This is a genomic window from Sphingomonas sp. jy18, assembly GCF_056931895.1.
Map to the genome: position 1 here is coordinate 243,967 of NZ_JBXPBT010000002.1, position 26,046 is coordinate 270,012.

Consider the following 26,046-nt stretch of genomic DNA (forward strand, 5'->3'; position numbering starts at 1 on the left):
CTCAGGGCGCGTCGTCGCGCTCCGTCGTGCGGCGTTTTCGATCCGAAGCGGCATGGCAGGCGAGACCACGGCAGCAGCCATGATCTTCCATCGGCGGCGCGCGATCGACGGGGATCGAGACGCTGAGGCCCGGCAGGCCGCACACCGACAGCATGATCCCGCCCGCAGCCGGCGGCGCGGCCGGCATGGCGAGTGCGATGGCGCCGATCAGCGATGGCCAACTGTAGCTCATGGGGCAGCCGGCCCATCATCGTCGATCAGGATGCGCATTGCCGCGCCGTCGGGGTCGTCGAACTGGCCGTTACGCAGCGCCCACTGGAAAGCGACGAGCCCGAGCAGGCCCATGCCGAGCGCGATGGGGATGAGGACGGCAAGCCCGGTCATCGTATGGCTCCTGCCAGTCGCAGGGAGTTGGCGACGACGATCAGCGAGGAGATGGACATCGCCGCCGCGGCGATCAGCGGAGTGACCAGCCCGGCCATCGCCAGCGGCACGGCGAGCAGATTATAGCCCACCGCCAGCGCGAAATTCTGTCTCACGACCGCCTGCGTCGCGCGTGCGGCGCACACGGCGCGGGGGATGGCGAGCAGGCTGTCACCCATGAAGACGAGATCGGCCGCCTGCTGTCCGACATCGCTGGCGCTGGACGGGGCCATGGAGACGTGCGCGGCGGCCAGGGCAGGGCCATCGTTGAGGCCGTCGCCCACCATCAGCAAGCGTGCCCCGGCGCGTTGCAGGCGCTCGATCAGCGCCAGTTTGTCGTCCGGCCGCGCGTCGGGGACGGCGGTGAGGGCGAGCGTGCGGGCGATGCCGGCCACCGCCGCGGGCTTGTCTCCGGAGACGATCATGCCCTCGATGCCCAGCCCGGCGAGCCCGGCCAGCGCCGCTTGCGCATCGGGGCGCAGCGGGTCGCTGAAACGGATGATGTAGGTGGGCTGGCCGCCCTCGCTGAACGCGACGGTCAGCACGCTCGCATCGGCCGGCCCGAGCGGCCGCGTCAGCGCAACCTCGCGCCCTGCGTCATGGCCGCGCACGCCGTCGCCAGCGATTTCCGAGATATCGGTCAGTCGGGCAGCTTCGATGCCTTCGTCCCGCAGCGCCTGCGCCAGTCCGCGGCTCAGCGGGTGATGGCTGGTCTGCGCCAGCGCCAGCATCAGCCGCTTCTGGCGCCGGTCGAAGTCGCCGAGATTCTGCGGCATCGGCCGCCCCAGCGTCAGCGTGCCGGTCTTATCGATAATGAAGCGGTCAGCCTCCGCCAGCCGTTCGAGCGCGCTGCCATCCTTGACCAGGATGCCCAGCTTCATCAGCGCGCCCGACGCGACGACCTGCGCCACCGGCACGGCAAGGCCGAGCGCGCAGGGGCAGGTGATGATCAGCACGGCGATGGCGACCAGCAGCGACTGGTGCACCCCGGCGCCCGAGATCATCCAGCCGGCAAAAGTCAGCGCGGCAAGCGTGTGGACGGCGGGCGCATAGAGGCGCGAGGCGCGGTCGGCGATCCGCACATAGCGCGAGCGGTGCTGCCCGGCATCGGCCATGGCGCGGGCCAGCGCGGCGATGGCGCGGTCCTCGCCCGCCGCATCGACGCGGACGGTGAAGGGGCCATCCAGCGCCAGCATGCCGGCGAGCAGGCGGCTGCCGGGGATGACAGGCACGGCGGCACTCTCTCCGGTGAGGATGGCGGCGTCGCAGCGGCCCTCGCCGGTCAGCACCACGCCATCGGCGGCCAGCCGCTCGCCGGCGGCAATCAGCATGGTCGCACCCGGCCGAATCGTCTCCGCCGGGTGCCAGCGGGCGGTGCCTTGGGCATCGAGCAGCATTGCCCCCGGCGCGCTCGCCTGCATCAGCGCCGCTGCGCCGGCGCGGGCGCGCTCGCGCATCATCCCGTCGAGCACGCGGCCCGCGAGCAGGAAGAACAGCAGCATGATCGCGCCGTCGAACCAGGCATGCTCGCCATGCGTCGCGGTTTCATACAGCGACATGGCGGTGGCAAGGGTCACGCCGATCGAGATCGGCACATCCATGTTGGTCCGCCCATGCTTCAGAGCGGACCAGGCAGAGGCAAAGAAGGGCCGGCCTGACCAGGCGATGGCGGGCACGGCGATGGCGGCGGAGAGCCAGTGGAACAGGTCGCGGCTTGCCGAAGCGGCCCCCGACCATACGCTGACCGACAGCAGCATCACGTTCATCGCGGCGAAGCCGGCGACTGCCAGCGCGCTCAGCAATCGCCTGTGCTCGCTGTCCGATGCCGGCACCTCGGCCAGCGGATGCCCTTCGAAGCCCAGCCGGTCGAGCGCGGCAACCAGATCTGGCACCGCAAGCTCGGGCAGATGGGCGATGCGCACCTGCTTCATTCCGAAGTCGACGCGCGCGGTAACGATGCCGGGCTCTTGTGCCAGCCCCTGCTCGAGCTTGGCGATGCAGCCGGCGCAGCGCATGCCGGGCACAGCAAGGCGGGTTTCTGCACAAGGCTGCGGTTCGGCGGCAACGCGGGCGACGCGGCTCATGCGAGGTCTGCCGCCACGCGCATCGTCCGGCCGTCGCGCACGATGGTGACAATCAGCAGCCAGCGGCCAATGCCTAGGGTCGACAGGGAGCGGAAGCCGCCTTGCTGCGCGGCAAAGGCCAGGTGCCGGTCGGGGAGGCGACCCAGCGGATGTCGGGCAATGGCAGAGACCGTCGCGCCGTCCAGCGCCCGCCCGTCGCGGTCATGCGCCATGATCAGCACCGTGCCTTGCGCATCGCGCCGCACCGTCACCTGCCAGCCCAATGCCTGCTCATTGCGCGCTTCGGCCAGCCAGCCATTGAAACTCTGGCTGGCGACATAGCTGTTGTCGACCACCGTGCCGCCGAACGTCCCGATGGCGAGCCGGGCCATCAGCAGATTGACGGCGATGACCACCCCAAAGAAGGTGACGAGGATCGCCGCCATATGGCGGCCGGTGAACCGTTGCGGACTAATCGTCGCCATCGTCTTCATCCTCATTGTCCGGTCGTTCGAAAGTGACGCTGTGGCTATCTCGTCCGCCCTCGGCGTCGAGCGCGCGCACGGTGAAGGCAAACTCCTCGTTCTCCGGCCCCCGTCCCGGCGCGACGGCGAAGACGGTGAGCCGGGCGACAGAGTCGGGGGGAACACGCACGGTCAGCGCGCGCCTGGCCGATGCCGGCAGGGCATCGCGCAGCCAGATGCGCCCTTCAGCCAGCCCAGCCAGCCCGACCTCCATCGTGCGTGGCCGTGATTCCATGTTGCGCAGTTTCAGCGTGTAGCTGTTGCGGATGTCTCCGGCGGAAAGCTGGACATAGACCGGGTTGCGCTCATGGCTGGCGCTGATGTCGATGCGGGTGCGGTTGCCCAACGCGAACAAGAGGCCGAGGCCGATCCCGGCCCATACGCCGAAATAAACGAGCGTCCGCACGCGCAGCAGCGTCTTCAGCGTCGGCGTCGGCGGCTCGCCGCGTTTCTCCTTTTCCGCGTCGGCCAGCGTCGCATAGTCGATCAGTCCGCGCGGGCGGCCGACCTGCGCCATCACGCTGTCGCAGGCATCGATGCACAGCGCGCAGGTGATGCATCCGATCTGCGGCCCTTCGCGGATGTCGATGCCGGTCGGGCAGACCGCGACGCACTGGTTGCAGTCTATGCAGTCGCCATAGACACCCGTGTGCGCTTGTGCGGCCTTCAGGCTGCCGCGCTTTTCCCCGCGCCAGTCCTTGTAGGTGACGGTCAGCGAGCGTTCGTCGAGCATCGCCGTCTGGATGCGCGGCCAGGGGCACATGTAGATGCACACCTGCTCGCGCATGAAGCCGCCGAGGATGAAGGTGGTCAGCGTGAGGATTCCGACCGTCGCATAGGCGACCGGCGCGGCGTTGCCGCTCCAGAAATCGCGCACCAAAGTCGGTGCGTCGGCAAAATACATGATCCACGCGCCCCCGGTCCAGAAGGCGATGACCAGCCAGACGGTCCATTTGGACAGGCGCTTGCCGAGCTTGGCCGGACCCCAAGGGGCATTGGCGAGCCGCACTTGAGCATTCCTGTCCCCGTCAATGAAGCGTTCGACATGCTGGTAGAGATCGGTCCACACCGTCTGCGGGCAGGCATAGCCGCACCAGGCGCGCCCGACGGCCGAGGTGACGAGGAACAGGCCGACCCCGGCCATGATCAACAGCCCGGCGACATAATAGAATTCGTGCGGCCAGATCTCGATGCCGAACATGTAGAAGCGGCGGTGCGCGAGATCGACCAGCACCGCCTGATCCGGCGCATAGGGGCCGCGGTCCCACCGAATCCACGGGGTGATGTAATAGATCGCCAGCGTCACCGCCATGATCGCCCATTTCAGGCGGCGGAAGTGGCCGTCTACCGCCTTGGGATAGACGCCCTTGCGCTTCTGATACTGGCCGAGCGGCGAGTTGGTGATGTCTTCGACGGCGCTCATTGCCCGCTCGCTTCGGCTCCGCTCGCTGGCGTGGCCGCAGCCGGTGCCGGTGTCGCTTCTCCGCCGCCCAGCGAATGGACATAGGCGGCAAGCATCTTGATGGTGGTGGCGTCGAGTCGATGGCCCCAGCGTGGCATCACGCCTTGGCGGGCGTTGGTGACGGTCTGGGTCAGCGTCGCGCGATCGCCGCCGTAAAGCCAGATGGCATCGTTGAGCCGCGGTGCGCCGAGCGTGCGGGTGCCCTCGCCCCCGGCTCCGTGGCAGACGGCGCAATTGTCCGCGAACAATTGCGCGCCGCGTGCCGAGGAGGCGCTGGCCTGCTCCGCACCGGACAGCGTCCGGACATGGCTGACCACATCCTGCACCTGCGCGGCTGTCAGGATGCCGTCGCGACCGAAGGCAGGCATCAGCGACATCCGCGTCGCGTCATGGTCAGGGTTGCGGATGCCATGTTCCAGCGTGAACTGGATGGTCTGCAGATCGCCGCCCCACAGCCAGTCGTCATCGTTGAGATTGGGATAGCCCGACGATCCCGCCGCACCTGTACCGTGGCACTGCACGCAATGCACGCGGAAGGCCGCACGCCCGCCCTCGATTGCCGTCTGTAGCAATTCCGGCCGGGCAGGCAGAGCGGTGATGTCGGTGGCCGCGAGCGCGCGCATCAATGGGGCTCGGCGCTGCTGTTCGGCGGCCAGCTCGGTCTCGAGCTGGCCGCGGCTCGACCAGCCGAGCACACCCTGCGTCGCGCCGTTCAGCATCGGCCAGGCCGGATAGGCAATGACATAGCCGATGGCGAAGACGACGGTGAGGTAGAAGGTCCACAGCCACCAGCGCGGCAGCGGCGTGTTGAGCTCCTCGATGCCGTCCCATTCATGGCCGACAGTCTGTGTGCCGGTGGCTTCGTCGATGCGCTGCGTGTCAGCCATGGGTTTCGTCCTCGTCGAAGATCAGGTTGGCGGCGTCGCGGTTGCGAAGTCCGGCGCCGGGCCGGAATGGCCATGCGGCCAGCCCCAGAAAAATGATGGTCATCGCCAGCAGCCCCCAGCTGTCGGCGAAATGGCGCAGCGTGTCGTAGGTCGAGCTCACCGTTCGACCTCCTGTGCGCGGACGCTGTCGAAATCGACCAGCGTGCCCAGCATCTGCAGATAGGCCACCAGCGCATCCATCTCGGTGACCTGCGACGGATTGCCGTCGAAATCGCGGACCTGCACCTTGGCGTAGCGGCTGCGCAGTCCGCTGGCGTCGGCCGCCGGATCGGCCTGCGCGGCAAGATCCTCGTTCGCGGCATCGATCGCGGCCTGGGTATAAGGCACGCCGACGCTGGTGTTGACCGCAAGGTCGCTGCGCATGTCGCCGGCGTCGAGCGCCCGCTCACGCAGGAAGGCATAGGTCGGCATGTTCGATTCCGGCACCACGCTGCGCGGATCGGTCAGGTGCTGGACATGCCATTCGTCCGAATAGCGTCCGCCGACGCGGGCAAGGTCCGGACCGGTGCGCTTGGAGCCCCATTGGAAGGGATGGTCGTACATCGACTCCGCGGCCAGGCTGTAATGGCCATAGCGCTCCACCTCGTCACGGAAGGGGCGGATCATCTGGCTGTGGCAGTTGTAGCAGCCTTCGCGGATGTAGATGTTGCGCCCGGCGAGCTCGAGCGGGGTGTAGGGCCGCATGCCCTCCACCTTCTCGATGGTGTTGTCGATCCAGAAAAGCGGTGCGATTTCGACGATGCCGCCGATGGTGACGACAGCGAAGGCGAGCGCCGCGAGCAGCGTGACGTTACGCTCCAGTTTCTTGTGGCGTTCTGCAAGATTGGCCATGTCACTTTTCCTTATCGGGCGGGCGCGAGCGCGGGAGCGGGCAGGGGGTGGTCGCGCGATGCGTCGTGGCGGGTCTCGCCCATAGGCGCCTCTTCGCGCAGCCGGCCCGCGATGGTCAGCCAGACGTTGACGACCATGACGATCGCACCGGAGAGGTAGAGCAGGCCGCCGAAGGCGCGCATCAGATACATCGGCAGCATCGCGGCGACGGTGTCGGCGAAGGACCAGACGAGATAGCCGTCCGCCCCATATTCCCGCCACATCAGCCCCTGCATGATGCCCGAGACCCACATGGCGGCGGCGTAGAAGACGATGCCGACGGTCGCGAGCCAGAAGTGCCAGTTGATCATGCGCACCGAATAGAGCCGCTCACGGCCCCACAGGCGCGGGACAAGATAATAGACACAGGCAAAGGTGATCATGCCGTTCCAGCCGAGCGCGCCGGAGTGGACGTGGCCGATGGTCCAGTCGGTATAGTGCGACAGGCTGTTGACCGCCTTGATCGAAAGCATCGGCCCTTCGAAGGTGCTCATGCCGTAGAAGGCCAAGGCCATCACCATCATGCGGATGATCGGATCGGTGCGGACCTTGTCCCACGCGCCGTTGAGCGTCATCAGCCCGTTGATCATCCCGCCCCAGCTCGGCATCCACAGCATGATCGAGAACACCATGCCCAGCGTCTGCGCCCAGTCGGGCAGCGCAGTGTAATGGAGGTGGTGCGGCCCGGCCCAGATGTAGAGGAAGATCAGCGACCAGAAGTGGATGATCGACAGGCGGTAGGAATAGACCGGCCGCTGCGCCTGTTTCGGCACGAAATAATACATCATGGCCAGGAAGCCGGCGGTCAGGAAAAATCCGACCGCATTATGGCCATACCACCATTGGGTCAGCGCGCTCTGCACCCCCGCCATCACCGAATAGCTTTTGGAGCCGACCAGGCTGACCGGGATCGAGATGTTGTTGACGACGTGGAGCATCGCCACGGTCAGGATGAAAGCAAGATAGAACCAGTTGGCGACATAGATGTGCGGTTCGCGCCGCTTGACCAGCGTGCCGACGAACACCGCGAGATAGGCGACCCAGACGATGGTCAGCCACAGGTCGACATACCATTCGGGCTCGGCATATTCCTTGGACTGGGTGATGCCGAGCAGATAGCCGGTCGCGGCCAGCACGATGAACAGCTGGTATCCCCAGAAGACGAAGCGGGCGAGGCCGGGGAAGGCGAGGCGCGCGCGGCAGGTGCGCTGCACCACGTAAAAGCTGGTGGCGATCAGCGCGTTACCGCCGAAAGCAAAGATGACAGCCGAGGTGTGCAAGGGCCGCAACCGGCCGAAGCTGGTCCACTCGAGGCCGAGATTGAGAGCAGGGAAGGCGAGCTGCAGCGCGATGAACAGGCCTGCGGCAAATCCCGCCATCCCCCAGAACAGCGTGGCGATGACGCCCCAGCGGATCGGGTCATCGTCATATTTGCCCTCGTCCGGCATTTTCAGCAGCCCGCGCGCGGCCGCGCCATAATCCTGCCCGCCGACGGCGAAGCCCAGGCCGAGCAGCGCCGCGACCGCGACAATGCCCATGTGGATGGCGAAGCCGCTGTCGACAGCGGTCGCCATGGCGGTGAAAGCGAGCAGCAGGATCAGGAGCCAGATCCCGGCGCGCATCACGGTCGATTCTAGTGTCATCGGTTGCGTTCCCCAGTTGCTTCGCCCGCCCTGCCGCATGGGGCGGGCACGAACATTGACCCGCGTCAAATTGTGCAGACGCGAAATGATGTGATGCGCGCGATCATACGGCGCTGCTGAACCGGTCCGGCGCCTGCGCCCGATAGGGGTCGAACAGCGCGGCGATGCTGCGCGCATAGGGCCGGGTGGCGACGGTCGGGATCAGCGACTGGCCGTCCAGCCGGGCCAGGCCATGGGCGGTAAAGGGCGCGAGCATAGCCGCGGCCTCGGCTGCGCCCACCAGCAGCGATAGGTCGGCGGTGCGGTGACACAATATGTCCTCGATCACCATCGCTCGTTCGCGGTCTTCCCGGCTGCGCAGGATGCCGAGCGATCCGGCGAGCTGGGCCTGCGACAGGCGCATGCGATAACGCCCCGCATTCTTTTCATTCTGGACGATGCGATCGGGAAACACACTGATCGCGCTGGCACCCATGCCGATCAGATGTTCGGCCGCATCGTCGGTGAAGCCCTGAAAATTGCGGCGCAGTCCACCATTCCGTGCGGCAATCGCCATCGCATCGGTCGGCACGGCGAAATGATCGAAGCCCACCGGCACATAGCCCGCCCCGACCAGCCGGTCGAAGCCTTGCGCCGCCATGGCAAAACGCATCGCCTGATCGGGCAGCGCGCTGGCGTCGATCCGCCGCTGGCGGGGCAGCAGGTGCGGCACATGCGCATAGCCGAACAGCGCGATGCGCTCCGGCATCAGCGCAATCGTCTCGTCGAGGGTCGCCGCCAATATCTCGGGCGTCTGGCCGGGCAGGCCGTACATCAGGTCGAAATTGATCGACGACACCCCGGCCTCGCGCAGCGCGGAGACGGTGTCCCTGATCAGCCGGGTCGGCTGCACCCGCCCGATGCCCTGCTGGATTGCAGGATCGAAAGTCTGCACCCCCAGGCTGACCCGGCTGACGCCGGCAGCACCCAGCATCGCAGCCCATTCGGGCGTGAAGCCGCGCGGATCGAGCTCGACCGAGACGATCGGCGCGCCCGTGCCGAAGGCCACCGATACGCGATCAAGCAGCCGCACGAATGCCAGCGGGGAGATTGCATTGGGGCTGCCGCCGCCAAAGGCAATGCGCGCGATGCCGACCGACGCGGGCATGCGCGCCGCGACCACATCGATCTCCTGGATCAGTGCGTCGAGATAGGAGGCGAGGCGCTGCGTGCGGTTGGCGGCGCCGGTGTTGCAGCCGCAATACCAGCAGATCTGCTCGCAGAAGGGGATGTGCAGATAGAGCGAAACCGGCTCTTCGACGCCGGCGATTCCCACCGCCTGTTCGTCCGCGCCTACCGCGCCGGTGAACTCGGCAGCGGTCGGAAAGCTGGTGTATCGCGGCACGGCGCGGGCGAGCAGGTCGGGATGATAAGGCCACATGCTGGTGACCCTGCCCGCAGTTCGGCCGGCCGGCATTGAGCCAGATCAACAAACTTCTTGTTCGCAATCAATGCGGGGCAGCGGCCGGCCCGGCAGGGAGGCGCTCGTATCCGCTGCGGCGCAGTCCAGGGAGGGTCGCGACGATGCGCGGAGGATCAACGAACGCCAAACCAAGAGGATTTTTGACGATGACCCACTTCCGCCTGTCCGCCGCCGCCGCCGCGGTGGCAGCCGCTGCCATCGGCCTTGCCGCGCCTGCTGCCGCACAGGACAGCACGCCCGGCTCCATCCAGGTCAAGCTGCTCGGCACTGCGGTGCTGACCGATGGCAAGATCAGCGATGTGCTGGTCGACAGGATCGGCCTGCCGGCCGGAACACAGACCGCGGCGGACGACAATTTCGTGCCGACCATTGCCATCGAATATTTTGTCGCGCCGAACATCAGTCTGGAGACGATCTGCTGCGTCACCCAGCATGATGTCGACGGGCGCGGCGCGCTGGCGGGCGCCGGGCTGGTTTCCAACGCCACCATCATTCCGGCGACGCTGACGGTCAAATATCATTTCGGAGATGCTGGCGGAATCCAGCCCTATGTCGGTGCTGGACCTACCTATTTCCTGTTCATCGACGATGAACCAGGCGCGACCGCGCAGGCGCTGGGGGCAGCCCGGCAGCAGATGAACGACCATTTCGGCGTTGCGCTGCAAGCGGGAGTCGACATCCCGGTCAATGACAGCGGGCTCACCATCAGCGTCGACGCCAAACGCTATTTCCTCAGCACCACCGCCCACTGGTTCAATGCGGCGGGAACCGAAGTGCTGGCGACGCGCCATCGCATCGATCCCTGGCTGTTGAGCGCCGGCATCGCCTACCGCTTCTGAGAGCGGGCGGTCAGGCGACAGGCTGCCGCGTCGTCGGGGGGCGGCGCGGCAGTCGCTCGTTTCAGCCGGCCAGGGTTGTAAGAGCGTCGCGATCGAGGATGACGATGTCGCGGCGAGAGGGCAGGTCGATCAAGCCGTCGGCGCGCAGCCGGGTCAGCTGGCGGCTCACCGTTTCGATGGTCAGCCCCAGGATGTCTGCAATCTGTTGCCGCCCGAACGGCAGGGTGAAGGCGCGCAATGGCGCGCCGTCGATGCTGCATCCCTTGTCGACCAGTCGCTCGGACATTTCGATGAGGAAGGTGGCGACCTTTTCTGATGCCGACTTGCGCCCGAGCAGCAGCATCCAGTGGCGCGCCCGGTCGAGTTCGGTCAGCGTACGCTGCAGCAGCTTGTGCTCGAGTTGCGGATGGCCGCGGGCGAACTGGTCGAAATCGGAGCGGGTGAAGGTGCACACGCGGGCATCGGTCAGCGCCGTCACCGTATGGTGGCTGGTCGTGCCGAACGGCCGCCCGATGAAATCCGCCGGATAGACGATGCCGACAATCTGCTCGCGCCCGTCGCCGGTGCCGGTGGATAGCTTGAGCACGCCTTCGATGACATTGGCGACGAGCAGCGAATCATCGCCTTCCCACATCAGCGCCTGACCTTCGCCGATCGTGCGCATGCGCCCGATACGGTTGAGCGCGCCGACCTCATGTGCATCGAGAACCGAACAGATCGCGCGGTTGCGGACCAGGCATGTGTCGCAGTTCGTCATGCCCTGGCAGGTAGCAGCATGTTGAAAAACAGCCAAGCAATTGAATTGGCATACCCATGGCAAGACAGCTTGTCCACATGCGGGCGAAGGTTGACAGCTACCGAGTTTTGCAGGCAACGGCCGAGCGTTGAACCAGAAACTGCAGCTGGAAGGGCAGCACGATGATTTGGCACCGCAAAGATGATTGGGTCGGCTCGCAAGTCGATGACAGCTTTGTCATGATCCATATCGCCACCGGCCAGTATATTGCCATGAATTCGACGGCGGCCGCTGTCTGGGATGTGCTCGAGCAGCCGAGCGACGAGGACACCATCGTGGCGAAACTGGTCGAACAGTTCGACGTCGAGCCCGATCAGTGCCGCGAGTCGGTGCGACGGTTGATGGCAGACTTCGAGCAGCGCGAGCTGGTCGGGCAGAATTGAAAGCTCAGCGCGCGGGGACGTGCCGCGCGCGCGCCGACGGGGCATCGCGCAGCATGTCGATGATCGGGCCGTCGCTCGTCGCCCGAAAGCCGAGGCACTCGTAAAGCCGCCGCGCGGGGTTGTCCGCCACCACCTCGATCCGCGCAGGCCGACCCAGTGTGTCGGCTACTTCCAGCCACGATCGCATCATGTGCACGCCAGCCGCGCCCATGCGCCGGTCCGGCAGCACGGCGATGTCGATGCCATGGACCGCGCCTGTGCCGGACCAGTCGACCATGATCCTTCCCGTCAGGCCCTGACCATCGCCAATGATGCGACGCATCGCGTCCGGGTGGTTGGTGGTGTGCGCACCGATCTGGAGCCGCGCCTGTTGTTCGAGCAGGAAGGGCGGCAGCTGGCCTGCCATGGGTGAGCAGGCACAGAACAGGTCGATAAGGAAACCGAAGTCGTCCGGAGTCTCCGCGCGGACCGACAGGGCGGGGGCGCGGCGCGCCATGGCCCGATCGAAGGCGGCGGCCGGATCGATAATGGTCCCGGCGGTAGAGGTTGCTGGTTGCATTGGCGATGCCCCTTGTCGCAAGGTGTCCACGAAGCGCAACGACCGGCGAGTGATGCAATGACGATACAGCCTTTGACCATCGACGATTTTCTGCCACATGTCGGCAAGCAGTTCCGGGCGGATTGCACACCGGCCGAGGTCGATATCAAGCTGATCGAGGCAAGCCCGCTGACCGACCGGCAACTGTCCGCGCGCGTTCCGTTCCTGCTGGTCTTCCATACGCCGCCGGAACGGCTGCTGATGTCCGGCATCTACACCATGCAGTGCGCAGGGTTCGGCCCGGTGCAGGTACAGATCGGCGACATGCTGCCGCCCAACGGATCGGCACCGGGCTATTATTATCAGGCCGTGTTCAACTGAACGCGACGGGCGGAGCAGCGTGTGTGCCCGGCCGTCGAGGCCGGGCACACACGCTCCGATATGTCAGTTCCGCGAGGGGAAGATGCCCTGCAGCGCGATCACGTGGGTGACGGCGAGGTAGGGGCTGAGATTGCTGAACGGCTGGCTGTTGCCGGTCATGCCGATCGAGCCGCCGGCCAGCGACGTGTCCACTGCCGTACCGGCCGGGGCATAGATCGCCGGGTTGCCATTGACGTTGGTGTCGAGATCGACCGAGCGGGCGATGACCGCATTCATTGTTGGCTGCTGAAGAGTTGACTTGACCGTCGCCGACACATTCAGTGAGTGCGTGTGGCCCGGCAGGTTGGCCATGGTCAACGTCACGTTCTGCGTGCCGCCATTCTGACCGAGCACGACCGGCGACAGGCCGGCACCATTGCCCCAGTGTGTCATCGAGCGGCCCTGCAGGTCGGGCAGATTGAACGTGGTCTGGCCGTTGCCGCCGAAAGCCGTCCCCAGCAGCGCGAACAGCGCCGAATTCTGGGATATCGCCATCTGCTGACCATTGCACATGGCATAGCCGCGCGGGGCGTAGTTCCATCCGCCTTGAATGATCTGGCCGATAAATGGTTCGCTCATTTTGCATCCTCCTTGTGGGAAAACGACGCCGCCTAATGAGCTTGCACGCCTTTCGTCATGACGAGCACCAGTTGCCAAGCACAGCGATGCGCCATGCTTGGTCGGCCGCTGCTCTCGATCAGACTCCAGTCGCTATTGCCCCGCCGCGTGCGCAGGCTATCGTAAAGGTCTGGTCTGCGCAATGCCTTGAACAGAAAGGCTCGTTTCAGTTATGCGACGCTTGGAACCAGCCGGCGTAGACCCGGCGAGGCCCCCCTGCCGTGACCGGCGTTACCCTGTGTTCCAAGTCTGCATGCACCGAAAAAACCGCCATGGAGCCTAGACGGTCGTGTTGGTGCACGAACATTGGCTCGGTTGCCCCTTTGCGGCGCAGTTCGAACACACCACCTTCATAAGCTGTGGTCCCCAGATTGACGACGACCCCCAAAGCTCGATGCGGCTCATTCATGTCGTCATGCCAGTCGAGATGATCCCCGGAGCCGGCCCGCGTTTGCGCAAAGGCGCCGGTCACTCCGCGCAACGGTGGAAGATCCGCCAGGTGTGCCATCCAGTCGCGGAGCCCGGGTCGGTCAAGCAGCGTGGCCATCACCGCTCCCATTACTGCCGCATCGGCAATCTCGCGGATGCCGACACCATCGATGGGGTAGGGTGAAAAGCGCGTCTGCTCCCCCTGCTTGGCCAGTTTCTCGGCCAATGGCGCGGCGATCACATCGTCGAACACCATTGCGGGTACCTGCCGGAAGGCCGAGCGGTAGGCGTCGGCTGGTACCGTGATGGTGGTCGCAGCCGTATCGATACGGAATGGCGGCGAAGTAATGGCCGAAGGCGCCGTCATCATCGCTGCGCCGTCAGTTGAGCGGCCGCACGTCGAAGGCAAAGCAGATGCGCTGCTCGCCGGTTTCGTGCGGATAAGTCCGATGATAGGCATGAGAGGGAAACGTCAGCAACATGCCTTCGCGCGGCCGCACCAGTCGCTCGCCATAGGCGTTGGCGGCTGCGGCGCCAGCGAGATGGTCCGGTAGCCCGAACGCCAAACATCCATTGGCGCTGCTACCGTTTGTGACCTCACCGGGCACGCGGACGTAGTATACTCCGCTCATCCAGCCGGACTCGTGAGCATGCCAGTCCTCGTAACCCTCTCCATCGGTAATCAGGCATCCCGTGCGCAGAAAGGCCTTGCGGGGCATTGCTGATGCCCACGCGTCGTATGGCGCATTCATGGCGGACATCTGGCTCTGGATGGAGCGGATGATCAGGTTGCTCAGCGCGTTTACCGCCGGTGTATCTATGCAATCCGGCGATTCTATTCTGACGGTCTGGTTGGATGCGCTGCCGTACCGGTGCATCTGCCTACCGGGATGGCTCAGCATTTCTTCGGCAAGCGCAGTGTTGAACGCTGCCATAGTCGACCAGCCCGTGGGTGCGGAGAGGTCAAATTGCCGATGGTGGCAGGGGTCGCCAACAGTGTCGCGGGCCGCTTCCACGTCTCCACACGCAGCCTGTGCCAGCATCTTGGCGGCGAACAGGCTGGCGTGACTTACGCCAGCTGCGGTAAGTCGCCCGATCGTCTCCAGCAGCTGTTCTGGGTGACCTTCCGCCAGATCGAGGGCGGCCATGCGCTTGCAGGCATTGGCGTTGGCTGGGTCTTTGTCCAAAGCGCCGTAGAGCAACTGGCGCGCGCGCGTCCTCTCGCCGACGCGGATCAACGCCTTGCCCGCTAAGGCCAGTGCCTGCGCTGCCTCGGCGTCATTGACCGCCAATTCGATTGCCCGTTCGGCGACCGTTAGTGCCTGCCTGTTGGCTTCAGCAACTTCGAGGGCCAGCAGTGACTCGCAAAGATATATCTCGTCGATAAAGCTGCGGTTGTCCAAATGCTCGAGGAGTTGCACGACATCCAGAAAACGATCATCGAGAACGAGCATTTGGCACAGGCGCACGCGCATGTTCTTGCTGGGTGACTTTTTGAAAGCACGATGGACGAGCTCAAGCTCTTGCAGCCGTGTTAAATGTCTTCGAGGTTCACGCTCGATTATGGGGGCTGGGCTGGCGGCACGCGCGGTTTGCGTGGCTGGCGTTTTGAGGGCGGTTTGACCGTCGGACATCGGCGGAATGTTTAGTCAGCAACCCTAGCGATGCAACCATCTGCAGGCCGCCGCGCAGACTTTCGCATGGTTGGGCCAGATCGTGCTGAAAGAGTTGCGGACTTGGCTGTAAAATAGTTGGAATCCGCATCGTGCTGCGCTAGGTCGGTGCCAGTCAAACTTTATTGAGGATTTAAGTGATGGCAGATGTGCGCGAAAGCTGGGTCGAACCGGAAGTCCGTACGCTCGACGTTCGCGAAACCTACGCTGATATTGGCCGTGGGGCGGACATCGGTGGAAACCCTGCGATTGACAGCCAGAAGTCTTGATGGCTTAGCCGTCGAGCATGACTTGACTGTATCGCTATAAAATAGTCAGATCGTTGGGCGATCCGCTTAGGTCGTAGGCAGAAACCTGCGTGTAATCTTTGCCAAGAATGACGACGCGACCATTAAATGTATCGCGCATTTGGCGGGGACCAAAGGGTGTTAACCCGACGATCAGGTAATCGCCTGCGAACCCGAGCGCGCGAGTCATGGATTCGTCTGACAGGCGCAGGCGCAAGCCGTCAGAGTTTATGATCTCACCCTCGGCCGAGGCACAGTGCCATATGCGCCCCTGATGGTCGCGGACGATATCGTGGCAGCGGTGGCCAGCAACGGGTACGGTTGCTAGCAAGTTCCAGGTCTTGTCGAACCACGCGATCTGACTTGGCCTGACAGGCTTTGCCGCGCCATTGTGGCACATGATGGCAATGCGATCATCAATCTGCGCTATCGAATTGATGTGAAGATAGCGGCCGCTTTTGTCGCTAGGCGGAGCAACGGGAAATGGTGTGCGGACATCAACCAGTTTGCCGTCCGGCAGATAGCGCCGGATAGCCTGATTAGCCGAATCCACCAAACACAGATATCCGTCTATGATCCGGATCTGGTGGCAGTTGTTGTGCAGGCCCTTGACCAACACCGTCGGTTGCCCAAGCCTTCCGTCGACAATCCGGAAGCGTATCACCCTCCCAACATCGGTCGTACGGTCGCGAAGACCGCAATTTTCGAAGAGATAGACATGGTCGTCCACGCGTTCGATGCCGAAATACCAGCCGTGCAAAACCTTGCTGGTTTGCGTCTCCGACACGGCGAACACGCCCCGGTGCGAAGCAACAAGCCAGCGAAATCCGGCGACGTCCGGGTTCGCCATCTGCACCGTGTCGCGGTCATAGGCCTGCCGGGCGAGTGCGCTGCGGACAGCGTAGCGCGTCTCGGCATCGAAAACTTGGTTCATGAGGCGCGCGTTAGCAGTATTGGCGCATTGGTCCAGTCCTGTAGGTCCCGCTTTTGGGCGCCATGCGCGTCTTGAGAGGCATGACGACTATGGCGAGGAAGAGTGGTCTCTATGCTTTACTGAGCCGTGACGGCAGTTCCGTTGCCTCGGCTGACGCAAATGCGCTCGGGCTTCGCCAGACAAACAGTTCCTGTGCATGGCTTGCCGAAGCCCACGATACACACGCCCCGGATTGTGCACACAGCCATTGCGATGAGGCGGGCCTGACACTCATTCTGGGGGAGATAGAGGAGGTTGCGGAACTAGCCACATCACTTGGCTTTGCCGCCGATACACCGGTGGCGCGGCTGGCACGGGCTGCACTTGATATCCACGGCACCGCTTTGCCGGGCAAGCTGATCGGCGAATGGTCGCTGCTCCATATCGATACGTCAGGACGGGTTGTGCTTGTGCAATCGGCCGCCCGGCGCGATCCTATCCTCTATGCGCAGCACGGCGCACGGCTTGCCGTCGCCCCGGAAATCGCACTGCTGGCAAAGCTCGCATGGGTGGGAAATACCCTCGATGTGACGGGTTTTTATGGCAAGCTTGGCGGACCGTTGGTCCGCCATCGCGCCGATGGCCGCACCCTGCTGTCGAATGTGCGGCAGGTCCTGCCTGGCGAAACAGTCACCATTGCTGCCGATGGCACCATTTCACGCTCGCGTCCTGACCTGTTCGAAACGGTGCCTGACTGGCGCGGTAGCTTTGCCGATGCCGCTGCCGAGTCCGAGGCTTTGCTGCTGGCCATCATGCGTGAGAGGGCCGCCCGCAGTCCGCGCATCGCCGGATTGCTCAGTGGCGGACTCGATTCGTCGCTTTTGGCCTGGGCCGTGTCGGCTGCGGCGCCGTCGACCAGTTACCCTTTCTTTGTGACCTCGGTCGCGCCGCCGGGAACCGGCATCGCCGATGAGGCGCATGAGGCAAGGCTGGTTGCCAATCATTTGCAGCGCGAATGGTTGCCGGTGCATCCGCCAGACGATGCATCGCCTTACTGCCCGCCTGAACTGGTCATGCGCGGCGATGTTGGCCCGCCGCTCAGCAACAGGCATGAATTGACCACCGCCTTCCAAGAGGCTGCGAAAGCCGCCGGGGCGACATCTCTGCTCAATGGCACCTATGGCGAATCCAGCTTCACGTTCCGCAGCGGCATCGTGCCACCAACACCGCTCATGCGACTGCGCTGGCTGGTACGGACGATGCTGCGCAGGTCGACTCGCCCGGTTGCGCCCGCGCAGTACAGCCCGTTTCATGTGCGGGTGGCTTCGCATCGGCTGGGCCAGTTGGCAGAGCTGACCGACGACAGCGGGTGGAGTGATCCCTTTGCAACACCCGACAAAGACGGAAGGCTCGGCTTTCGCGGGGGTGTGCTGAAATCGATGTGGCACGCGAACGAATTTTGTCCCGGCGCCCTGCGGATGGACTTTCCCTATCGCGACATGCGGCTATTGCGATTGTTTGCTGGTTTTCCACTGGATGTGCTCGCCGCCACCGGAGGCGACCGGGAGCCGGCGCGGACGATGCTGGCCGGGCGTCTGCCTGATGCCATCCGGCTGCGCCGATCGGGGCGGCCCGCATACCCTGGTCATTTTGCCGCGCTGCAGCGCCACGCGCCCGCCGCGCGCCAGCGCATCGCGCGCTTCCGCGCCGTCGGCGTCGATGATTGGCTCGACCTCGACTGGCTGGACACGGCCCTTGCCCGCATGGCGGCGCAAGGGCCAGCGGGTGTCGATTTTGCCAATGAGGTACAGCTGACGGCAATGACGGCCGAATATCTGGTCTGGTGGTTCGACCGCTAGCAATCGGTTACCCATTCACCAGATCGAACGCCAAACACATCCGCCGCTCTTCGCTGTAATGCGGGTAGGTGCGATGGAACGTGTGGGACGGGAACAGAATTGCCGTGCCGGGTTGCGGGCGCATCAGCCGCTCGCCAAAGCGTCGTGCAGTTTCCTCTCCCGCCAGCGCGGGCGCCAGCCCCAGAGCAATGCACCCCGCCTCGTCCGACCCTGTAACTACCTTTTTCGGCACTTCGATATAATAGCCTCCGCTGATCCAGCCATGTGGGTGCAGATGCCAGCGTTCATAGCCTGTCGCTTCGGCCTGAACCGACCAGCTTTGCAATTCGGCTCTGGCAGGCCGCAATTCCTGCCATGCGCCGTCACAGTCAACGTTTGCAGCATAGCGTTCTGCCGCCACACGCAGCATCTCATGCAGTGTGGCTAGCGCGGGGACCGTGCCACGCTGCGGTGTATCGACCCGCCAGGTCCGGCGTGAAGCCACTCCTTGCCGATTATAGCGCAGCCCCGGATTGGCCAGCAGCTCGGCTGCCACTGCCGCGTTGAAGCTTTCCAAATCCGGCCAGCCCGGCGGCACCTCGAGCGGCATTGCACGGGCTTGGTCGACACCCGATTGTGCCCGCGCCTCGTCGAACCGCCCGAGCCGTGCCAGCGCGACGGAACGGCTGCCCAATAACCGTGCTGCCTTGACCCCGCTATTCCACAGTCGGTCGACGAGCAGCAGGACTTCCTCGGGGCGATCGGCCGCAAAAAGCTGACGGATCAGCCGCTTGTGGGCGACGCGGCAGCCAGGATGCACCGTCAGCGCGTCAGTCAGCAGCGCGAGGCTGGCGGCCTCATCGCCGATCTTATGTGCCGCCTTGGCCTGTTCCGCCAGCGCGACAGCGTGCGTGGCCGCATCGGGCGATCGATCCGCCGCCAGCCTCGCCGCAGTACCGGCACGCGCCACATCGCCTTCGGCCTTGCGTTCGAAACAGGCCCTTGTGAGACAGAGCAGGGCATCGGCATCGAGCGTATCGACATCGAGCGGTTCGAGCAGTGCAACAACCTCGTCGAACAGGTCGAGGTCAAGACATAAGCTGACCAGTCGCATGCGCAGCGGAAATTTTTCCGGTGCGCGGGCGACGGCAATGCGCAGGAGGGCCGCCTCTTCGTGAGCAGTCAACATCTTGGGCGGTTCGACAGTCACGTGCAGCTTGGTGCTCATGGTGCCATCACTCCCGCGATACCGCTGGCCGCCGCGGATGGTCAGAAGGTCACTTCGTCCGCGGACCGGATCACCGTGCCCAGGATGCCATAGTCCTTGGCCTCGTCGGTCGACATCCAGTAATCGCGGTCGATGTCGGCGCGCACCCGTTCGATGTCCTGGCCGGTGGCCTTGCTGATCACCTGCGCCAGGCGCTCGCGCATCTTGATGATTTCCTTGGCCTGGATCTCGATGTCGACCGCCCGCCCGCCGGCGCCGCCCGATGGCTGGTGGATCAGGAAGCGGGTGTTGGGCAGACAGAAGCGCCGTTCCTTGGCCGCGCCGAGGAAGATGTGGGTGCCCGCGCTCGCCACCCAGCCGGTGCCGATCACCGCGACCGGCGATTTGATATAGCTGATCAGGTCGTGGATCGTGTCGCCCGACTCGACATGGCCGCCGGGCGAGTTGATCAGGATCTTGATCGGATCGTGGCTGATGAAATCGAGATAGAGCAGCTGCGTCGCCACCCGCTCAGCCAGCTTCTGGTCGATGCCGCCGAAGATCAGAACGGTGCGCGCCTCGAGGAACTTTGCCATAAGCGCCGGGGTGCCGACAGGGTTGGGGCGATCGACCTCTTCCTCGTCGTCGAGGTGGAAGGGCTGGGTCAGGTTGGTCAGCAAGCGGATTCTCCGGCAGCGTGTGCAGTGGCTTGAAGCGGACAGGTGCGGGGCGAGCGGCGCTGCCCGTCCCATCACTCAGGTCGTGGGCTTAGCGAGTGGATTCAAGGGGCGCAATGACCGGCGGCGTGCCGAGGCGGGTTGGGGCTTGAACCTTGCCGTGCAACACAAGATATAGGCAGCCAGACTTGCCACCAAGGACACACGATGCACCCCTCCAATCTCATCATCCCCAGCGTCACCGAACAGACCGGCCGTGGGGAGCAGCGCTGGGACATCTACTCGCGTCTGCTGCGCGACCGCATCGTGTTCGTCGATGGCGGCATCGAGGACCAGATGGCGTCGATCGTCGTCGCCCAGCTGCTGTTCCTCGAGTCGGAAAATCCGAACAAGGACATCTGGATGTACATCAACTCGCCGGGCGGGGTGGTGACCAGCGGCATGGCGATCCATGACACGATGAACTACATTCGCCCCAAGGTCGGCACGGTGTGCATCGGCCAGGCCGCGTCGATGGGCAGCTTCCTGCTTGCCGCGGGCGAGCCGGGCATGCGCTTTGCGCTGACCAATGCGCGGATCATGGTGCACCAGCCGTCGGGCGGCGCGCGCGGCATGGCGTCCGATATCGAGATCCAGGCGCGTGAGATACTGCGCATCCGCAAGCGGATGAACGAGCTGTACGTCAAATACACCGGCCAGCCGATCGAAGCGGTCGAACGTGCGATGGACCGGGACACGTTCCTCGAAGCGGAGGAAGCCAAGGCCTTCGGTCTGGTCGATCAGGTGTTCGACAAGCGGCCGGCGCCTGCCGACGCGGGCTGAACGGCGGTCCAGGTACGGTAAATGGCCGTCCCGCCAACCGCTCGTTCATGATAATGTCTTATTGTAATCTCCCCTTCGCACCGTAGGATGGGGAGGACGACGGGCTTTGCCCGCCTCTGGACGAAAGAATTATGACCAAACTCTCCGGCTCCGATTCCAAGAGCACCCTCTACTGCAGCTTCTGCGGGAAGTCGCAGCATGAGGTGCGCAAGCTGATCGCCGGGCCGACCGTATTCATCTGCGATGAGTGCGTCGAACTGTGCAACGACATCATCCGCGAGGAGGCCAAGGGCGCCGCAGTTGCCAAGAAGGGCGGCGGCGTTCCGTCGCCGCGCGAGATCTGCGACGTGCTCGACGATTATGTCATCGGGCAGTTCGCGGCCAAGCGCGTGCTCTCGGTCGCGGTGCACAACCACTACAAGCGGCTGAATCACTCGGGCAAGGGCGACGATGTCGAGCTGGCCAAGTCCAACATCCTGCTCGTCGGCCCGACCGGCTGCGGCAAGACGCTGCTGGCACAGACGCTGGCGCGCACCTTCGACGTTCCCTTCACCATGGCCGATGCGACGACGCTGACCGAAGCCGGCTATGTCGGCGAGGACGTCGAGAACATCATCCTCAAGCTCCTGCAGGCCGCCGATTACAATGTCGAAAAGGCGCAGCGCGGCATCGTCTACATCGACGAGATCGACAAGATCAGCCGCAAGGCCGAGAATCCGTCGATTACCCGCGATGTCTCGGGCGAGGGCGTGCAGCAGGCGCTGCTCAAGATGATGGAAGGTACCATCGCCAGCGTTCCGCCGCAGGGCGGGCGCAAGCATCCGCAGCAGGAGTTCCTGCAGGTCGACACAACCAACATCCTGTTCATCTGCGGCGGCGCGTTCGCCGGGCTGGAACGGATCATCGGCGACCGTCTGGAAGGCAAGTCGATCGGCTTCGGCGCGCATGTCGCCGCGCCGGACGAGCGCCGTACCGGCGAGCTGCTGCGCAAGACCGAGCCTGAGGATCTGTTGAAGTTCGGGCTGATTCCCGAATTCGTCGGCCGCTTGCCGGTTATCGCGACGCTGGAGGATCTGGACGAGCCTGCGCTGGTCAAGATCCTGTCCGAGCCGAAGAATGCGCTGGTGAAGCAGTATCGCAAGCTGTTCGAGCTGGAAGATGTCGGCCTGAGCTTCACCGACGATGCCCTGTCCGCGGTCGCCAAGAAGGCGATCCAGCGCAAGACCGGCGCGCGCGGCCTGCGCTCTATCGTTGAGGCGATCCTGCTCGATACGATGTTCGATCTGCCCCAGCTCGACGGGGTCAGCGAGATCGTGATCGACAAGGATGTGGTCGGCGGCACCAAGGAGCCGATTCGTGTCTTTTCGCAGACGGACCGGGTGGGGGCCGGCGACGCCGCCTGACGATTTTCGATTTCTTGTGCGGTGTGACTTTTTTGCACCGCAGCGAAATTAGGCAGAATCCGCAGAAATCGGACGGTTGCGGCCTTCTCGGCGCGCCAGCAACCGCTCGTGACGGCATTGTGCCCGCAGAAACGCAGGCGTGTGCTGCGACTGTAAAAATTCGGACACATTCTGTAGCCAGAGGCGCCATCAAGCCGGACATCCGCACCAGCGGGAGGGTGCTTTTGCATTCAAGCGGAGCCGGGACCGATCCGAAGTTGAGCAGCCGGCGGTACGCCGTGCTGCCCATCTCGTATGTAGCCACGATTTGACCAGTCAGTGTCAGGGGAACCAGCATGAACATGCGCATTTATCTCGCGGCCAGCGTAGCCGGCCTCACGCTCGCCACCGCGATCGCAACGCCCGCCGCCGCACAGGAAACCACCTCGTCGGTGCGCGGCACCGTCGAAGGCGACGGCTCGCCCGTCGTCGGCGCCCAGGTGACCATCGTTCACGAACCCTCGGGCACGACCTTCTCGACCACCACCGATGCAGAAGGCAGCTTCTCGGCCAATGGCCTTCGCCTCGGCGGCCCGTTCACCGTGTCGGTCGAAGCCGCCGGTTTCGAAGGCGGTCAGGTCACCGATCTTTATCTGCAGGCTGGCCAGCCCTTCCGTCTGCCGATCACGCTGCAATCGAACGCTGACATCGTCGTCACCGCCGGCTCGCTGCCTTCGTCCATCGGACTGGAAACCGGGGCTGCTTCGGTGCTGACCGCCCGCGATATCGCCGGCATTTCGAACGTGAGCCGCGACATCCGCAACCTTGCTGCGCGCGATCCGCTGGTCAACCTCGACCCGACCAACGGCGGCGCTATCTCGATCGCCGGGCAGAACAACCGCTTCAATCGCATCACCGTCGATGGCGTTGCCTTCGGCGACCCCTTCGGTCTCGAGTCGGGCGGTTTGGTCTCGTCGCGCGGCCCTGTGCCGCTGGATGCCATCGGTGAATTTTCGGTCGAAGTCGCGCCGGTCGACATCCAGCAGGGCTTCTTCCAGGGTGGCGCGATCAACACCCAGCTCAAGTCGGGTGGCAACCGCTTCACCGCGCTCGGCAGCTATTATTACACCGATGACAGCCTGCGCGGCGACACCGCCCGTGGCGTGACCCGCACCGGCGCTTTCGAATCGCAGATTTTCGCGGTGCAGGCCACCGGTCCGATCATCCGGGATACGCTGTTCTTCGCTGTCACTTGGGAGCGCCTGCGGGACACCGTGCCGGCCGCCGTTTCTCCGGCAAACCTGGGCATCACCGACGCGCAGGTCGACCAGATCAGCCAGATCGCGCAAACGGCTTACAACTTTGACACGCTCGGCATCGCCACATCGGTGCCTGAGAACGATGACAAGGTCGTCGCCAAGCTCGACCTTAACATTGCCGATGGCCACCGTGCGGCTTTCACCTACATCTACAATGAGGGCAATGTGCTTGCCGGCCAGACCGGCATCGCTGCGCTGACCGCGACAAACCCGAACTTCTCTTACCTGTCGAACAACTTCAATCAGGGTGCGATCAACCACTTCGGCATCTTCCAGCTCAACGATCAGTGGTCGGATGAATTTTCGACCCAGTTGCGCGTGTCCTATGCCGATTACGTCCGCCTGCAGCAGCCGTTCGGCGCCGCCAGCTTCGGTGAATTCCGCACTTGTCTCGCTCCCACCTCGACGCTGGGCGCAACAACCTGCCCGACAGGCACCCGCCAGCTGACCTTCGGTCCGGATATCAGCCGTCAGGCCAATGAGCTGGATTCGCAGTCGCTCAACATCGAATTCCAGGCCACGCTCGAACTCAACAACCACACGGTCAAGCTGATCGCTGAGCGCCGTACCCAGGACGTCCGCAACCTGTTCGCACAGCGCGTGTCGGGGGCCTGGTACTTTGACTCGGTCGCCGACCTGCAGGGTCGCCGTGCCAACGAGCTCGATATTGCCGTGCCGCTGCGTGGCGGTATCGACACCGTGACCGCAGAGTTCGAGAACAACAGCTGGACCTTCGGTATCCAGGACACCATCGATGTCACCGACACGCTGGTTGTCACCGCCGGTTTCCGCTGGGATCTGTTCGACACGCCCGACCGGCCGTTCCTGAACAACGACTTCCGCACCCGTTACGGTTTCACCAATATTGCGAACCTCAATGGGCGTGACCTGTTCCAGCCGCGCTTCGGCTTCAACTGGAACCCGACCGACCGTCTGACCGTGCGCGGTTCGGCCGGCATCTACGGTGGCGGCAGCCCGCTGGTCTGGATTTCGAACAATTATTCGAACCCCGGACCGACGCTGGGCCGCGTGCAGGTGCGCCGCGTGCCGGGCGCGACCCCGGCGCAGGACACCTTCACCATCTCGGGCATTCCGGGTCTGTCGACGGCGCTGCAGAACAGCATTGGCGCGGCAACGCTCAACAACGTCTCGGGCGGCACCGGCATTCCGCAGTCGCTGATCGATGCCATCCGCACCACCGGCACAGCCACTGCGCCGACCAATGCGCTGGATCCGAACTTCCGTCTGCCGTCGCAGTGGCGCGTGTCGGGCTCGGCCGACTATGCCGCCAACCTGGGCTTCCTGGGTGACGACTGGAACTTCGGCGTCGACGTCATCTGGTCGCGCGTCCGCAATGGCTTGACCTGGCGCGATCTGCGCTCGGTCCCGGTCGGAACCTTGCCCGATGGCCGCATCCGCTACGGCCTGCTGCCGGGTCAGGCTGGCACCACCAACACCGACATCCTGCTGACCAATACGGATCAGGGCTACAGCTGGAACATCGTTGGCCGCTTCGACAAGCGCTGGGAAAATGGTCTGCGTCTCGGCGCGTCCTATACCTTCCAGCGTGCGCGTGACACCAATGCCGGCACCTCGTCGGTCGCCTTCTCCAACTACACCAACGCCGCGGCCGGCATCGATCCGAACGATGCAGCCTATGGCATCTCCAACTATCAGCGTGACAATGCCATTCGCATCACGCTGGGTTACGATGCCGAGCTGTTCGGCGACAACAACACCCGCATCGAGCTGTTCTTCAATTCGCAGTCGGGTCAGCGCTACAGCTACACCTTTGCCGACCAGGCATCGGGCACCGGCCGTTCGGCGGTGTTTGGCGTGACCGGCACCAACAACCGTTACCTGCTGTACGTACCGAACGTCAGCTCGATGACTGCCGATCCGCTGGTCACCTATGCTCCCGGCTTCGACTTCACCGGGTTCCAGAGCTTCATCCAGAATTCGGAACTCAACGGTTATCAGGGCCGAATTGCACCGAAGAACATCGGTCAGTCACCGCGTTACAACAAGCTCGACCTGTCGTTGCGTCAGGAAGTGCCGTTCGTGTTCGGTGGCAAGATCGAGCTGTTGGCGGACATCGAGAACGTCCTGAACCTCATCGACAGCGACTGGGGCACCATCCGTCAGGTCGGCTTCCCCTACTATGGCACGCTGGTGAACGTCAGCTGCGTGGCACAGGGCACCAACGGCTGCGCCCAGTATCAGTATTCAAACCGCAGCGGCACCACCTTTGCCGCACCGGCAGAAGCTGTGCAGCTGAATGGCTCGCTGTGGGCAGTCCGCTTCGGCGTCCGCGTCAGCTTCTGATAGCAAGCCGCGGTTAGGCCTGAAGATCGAGGGCGCGGAAGCTTCGGCTTCCGCGCCCTTTCTCTTTGTGCAGCATTGTCGCGAGCCAATGCCCAATACAGCTATCCCACAGGGGCGGGCATCAGAGCCTGTCCTGGCCAAAAATGAACCGCAATCCTGAGCTTGTCGAAGCACGCCTGTCCGACA

26 protein-coding genes are annotated in these 26,046 nt (G+C 64.3%); 8 read left to right on the top strand and 18 right to left on the bottom strand.

What is annotated here, in order from left to right; translation table 11 throughout:
* Window position 1: 1 nt before the first annotated feature.
* The 10 genes from AC0QC4_RS06280 to hemN all read right to left on the bottom strand — a co-directional run bounded on the left by AC0QC4_RS06280 (window position 2) and on the right by hemN (window position 9,352).
* Entirely contained in the window at window positions 2-232 is a 231-nt protein-coding gene (locus tag AC0QC4_RS06280; RefSeq protein WP_483658877.1) for a hypothetical protein, read from the bottom strand.
* Window positions 229-384 (bottom strand): cbb3-type cytochrome oxidase assembly protein CcoS, encoded by a 156-nt coding sequence (gene ccoS / locus AC0QC4_RS06285; RefSeq protein ID WP_483658878.1) that lies wholly within the window; start codon window positions 382-384, stop codon window positions 229-231. Before ccoS ends, AC0QC4_RS06280 begins: the two co-directional genes overlap by 4 nt.
* Window positions 381-2,507: a heavy metal translocating P-type ATPase gene (locus tag AC0QC4_RS06290; RefSeq protein WP_483658879.1), complete on the bottom strand. Its 2,127-nt coding sequence runs from the start codon at window positions 2,505-2,507 to the stop codon at window positions 381-383. Before AC0QC4_RS06290 ends, ccoS begins: the two co-directional genes overlap by 4 nt.
* Entirely contained in the window at window positions 2,504-2,971 is a 468-nt protein-coding gene (locus AC0QC4_RS06295) for a FixH family protein (protein WP_483658880.1), read from the bottom strand. Before AC0QC4_RS06295 ends, AC0QC4_RS06290 begins: the two co-directional genes overlap by 4 nt.
* A complete protein-coding gene (ccoG, locus tag AC0QC4_RS06300; protein WP_483658881.1) occupies window positions 2,958-4,433 on the bottom strand; it encodes a cytochrome c oxidase accessory protein CcoG in 1,476 nt (491 codons plus the stop codon). Before ccoG ends, AC0QC4_RS06295 begins: the two co-directional genes overlap by 14 nt.
* Window positions 4,430-5,359 (bottom strand): cytochrome-c oxidase, cbb3-type subunit III, encoded by a 930-nt coding sequence (gene ccoP, locus AC0QC4_RS06305; RefSeq protein ID WP_483658882.1) that lies wholly within the window; start codon window positions 5,357-5,359, stop codon window positions 4,430-4,432. Before ccoP ends, ccoG begins: the two co-directional genes overlap by 4 nt.
* On the bottom strand, window positions 5,352-5,519 hold the full coding sequence (locus AC0QC4_RS06310) for a cbb3-type cytochrome c oxidase subunit 3 (RefSeq protein ID WP_483658883.1): 168 nt from the start codon (window positions 5,517-5,519) through the stop codon (window positions 5,352-5,354). The genes ccoP and AC0QC4_RS06310 overlap by 8 nt, the downstream gene beginning before the upstream one ends.
* Entirely contained in the window at window positions 5,516-6,250 is a 735-nt protein-coding gene (ccoO, locus tag AC0QC4_RS06315) for a cytochrome-c oxidase, cbb3-type subunit II (protein WP_483658884.1), read from the bottom strand. Before ccoO ends, AC0QC4_RS06310 begins: the two co-directional genes overlap by 4 nt.
* 11 nt (window positions 6,251-6,261) lie before the next feature.
* On the bottom strand, window positions 6,262-7,932 hold the full coding sequence (ccoN, locus tag AC0QC4_RS06320; protein WP_483658885.1) for a cytochrome-c oxidase, cbb3-type subunit I: 1,671 nt from the start codon (window positions 7,930-7,932) through the stop codon (window positions 6,262-6,264).
* 103 nt (window positions 7,933-8,035) lie between these two features.
* A complete protein-coding gene (gene hemN / locus AC0QC4_RS06325) occupies window positions 8,036-9,352 on the bottom strand; it encodes an oxygen-independent coproporphyrinogen III oxidase (RefSeq protein WP_483658886.1) in 1,317 nt (438 codons plus the stop codon).
* A gap of 188 nt (window positions 9,353-9,540) precedes the next feature.
* On the opposite strand from hemN, the gene AC0QC4_RS06330 reads away from it, so the two are divergent.
* Window positions 9,541-10,233 carry an OmpW/AlkL family protein gene (locus AC0QC4_RS06330; protein ID WP_483658887.1) on the top strand — a complete coding sequence of 231 codons (693 nt, stop codon included), beginning with the start codon at window positions 9,541-9,543 and terminating at the stop codon, window positions 10,231-10,233.
* Between the two features lie 61 nt (window positions 10,234-10,294).
* On the opposite strand, the gene AC0QC4_RS06335 is transcribed toward AC0QC4_RS06330, so the two are convergent.
* On the bottom strand, window positions 10,295-10,990 hold the full coding sequence (locus AC0QC4_RS06335; RefSeq protein ID WP_483658888.1) for a Crp/Fnr family transcriptional regulator: 696 nt from the start codon (window positions 10,988-10,990) through the stop codon (window positions 10,295-10,297).
* A gap of 161 nt (window positions 10,991-11,151) precedes the next feature.
* Here AC0QC4_RS06335 and AC0QC4_RS06340 point away from each other — a divergent pair, with 161 nt between their 5' ends.
* Window positions 11,152-11,412: a PqqD family protein gene (locus AC0QC4_RS06340; RefSeq protein ID WP_483658889.1), complete on the top strand. Its 261-nt coding sequence runs from the start codon at window positions 11,152-11,154 to the stop codon at window positions 11,410-11,412.
* A gap of 4 nt (window positions 11,413-11,416) precedes the next feature.
* Here the strand turns inward: AC0QC4_RS06340 and AC0QC4_RS06345 are convergent, their stop codons facing one another.
* A complete protein-coding gene (locus tag AC0QC4_RS06345) occupies window positions 11,417-11,971 on the bottom strand; it encodes a hypothetical protein (RefSeq protein ID WP_483658890.1) in 555 nt (184 codons plus the stop codon).
* A gap of 57 nt (window positions 11,972-12,028) precedes the next feature.
* On the opposite strand from AC0QC4_RS06345, the gene AC0QC4_RS06350 reads away from it, so the two are divergent.
* Window positions 12,029-12,331: a DUF6916 family protein gene (locus AC0QC4_RS06350; protein WP_483658891.1), complete on the top strand. Its 303-nt coding sequence runs from the start codon at window positions 12,029-12,031 to the stop codon at window positions 12,329-12,331.
* Between the two features lie 63 nt (window positions 12,332-12,394).
* On the opposite strand, the gene AC0QC4_RS06355 is transcribed toward AC0QC4_RS06350, so the two are convergent.
* The 3 genes from AC0QC4_RS06355 to AC0QC4_RS06365 all read right to left on the bottom strand — a co-directional run bounded on the left by AC0QC4_RS06355 (window position 12,395) and on the right by AC0QC4_RS06365 (window position 15,051).
* Entirely contained in the window at window positions 12,395-12,949 is a 555-nt protein-coding gene (locus tag AC0QC4_RS06355) for a phage tail protein (RefSeq protein ID WP_483658892.1), read from the bottom strand.
* A gap of 205 nt (window positions 12,950-13,154) precedes the next feature.
* Entirely contained in the window at window positions 13,155-13,787 is a 633-nt protein-coding gene (locus AC0QC4_RS06360) for a 2OG-Fe(II) oxygenase (RefSeq protein ID WP_483658893.1), read from the bottom strand.
* 10 nt (window positions 13,788-13,797) lie between these two features.
* Window positions 13,798-15,051: a putative 2OG-Fe(II) oxygenase gene (locus AC0QC4_RS06365; RefSeq protein WP_483658894.1), complete on the bottom strand. Its 1,254-nt coding sequence runs from the start codon at window positions 15,049-15,051 to the stop codon at window positions 13,798-13,800.
* A gap of 179 nt (window positions 15,052-15,230) precedes the next feature.
* Between AC0QC4_RS06365 and AC0QC4_RS06370 the strand changes: the two genes are divergently transcribed.
* On the top strand, window positions 15,231-15,359 hold the full coding sequence (locus AC0QC4_RS06370) for a hypothetical protein (RefSeq protein ID WP_483658895.1): 129 nt from the start codon (window positions 15,231-15,233) through the stop codon (window positions 15,357-15,359).
* 34 nt (window positions 15,360-15,393) lie between these two features.
* Here AC0QC4_RS06370 and AC0QC4_RS06375 read toward each other — a convergent pair whose 3' ends face one another.
* Entirely contained in the window at window positions 15,394-16,311 is a 918-nt protein-coding gene (locus AC0QC4_RS06375) for a hypothetical protein (RefSeq protein ID WP_483658896.1), read from the bottom strand.
* A gap of 62 nt (window positions 16,312-16,373) precedes the next feature.
* On the opposite strand from AC0QC4_RS06375, the gene AC0QC4_RS06380 reads away from it, so the two are divergent.
* A complete protein-coding gene (locus tag AC0QC4_RS06380) occupies window positions 16,374-18,149 on the top strand; it encodes an asparagine synthase-related protein (RefSeq protein WP_483659340.1) in 1,776 nt (591 codons plus the stop codon).
* Between the two features lie 7 nt (window positions 18,150-18,156).
* On the opposite strand, the gene AC0QC4_RS06385 is transcribed toward AC0QC4_RS06380, so the two are convergent.
* Together AC0QC4_RS06385 and AC0QC4_RS06390 are read right to left on the bottom strand one after the other, a co-directional pair.
* Entirely contained in the window at window positions 18,157-19,356 is a 1,200-nt protein-coding gene (locus AC0QC4_RS06385) for a 2OG-Fe(II) oxygenase family protein (RefSeq protein ID WP_483658897.1), read from the bottom strand.
* 41 nt (window positions 19,357-19,397) lie between these two features.
* Window positions 19,398-20,015 carry an ATP-dependent Clp protease proteolytic subunit gene (locus AC0QC4_RS06390; protein WP_483658898.1) on the bottom strand — a complete coding sequence of 206 codons (618 nt, stop codon included), beginning with the start codon at window positions 20,013-20,015 and terminating at the stop codon, window positions 19,398-19,400.
* Between the two features lie 204 nt (window positions 20,016-20,219).
* Between AC0QC4_RS06390 and AC0QC4_RS06395 the strand changes: the two genes are divergently transcribed.
* The 3 genes from AC0QC4_RS06395 (at window position 20,220) to AC0QC4_RS06405 (ending at window position 25,860) form a co-directional block, all read left to right on the top strand.
* Entirely contained in the window at window positions 20,220-20,834 is a 615-nt protein-coding gene (locus tag AC0QC4_RS06395; protein ID WP_483658899.1) for an ATP-dependent Clp protease proteolytic subunit, read from the top strand.
* A gap of 131 nt (window positions 20,835-20,965) precedes the next feature.
* Complete coding sequence (clpX, locus tag AC0QC4_RS06400; protein ID WP_483658900.1) at window positions 20,966-22,237, top strand: ATP-dependent Clp protease ATP-binding subunit ClpX; 1,272 nt, start codon at window positions 20,966-20,968, stop codon at window positions 22,235-22,237.
* Window positions 22,238-22,572: 335 nt separating this feature from the next.
* Window positions 22,573-25,860, top strand: a complete 3,288-nt coding sequence (locus tag AC0QC4_RS06405; protein WP_483658901.1) for a TonB-dependent receptor — start codon at window positions 22,573-22,575, stop codon at window positions 25,858-25,860.
* Window positions 25,861-26,046: the final 186 nt, after the last annotated feature.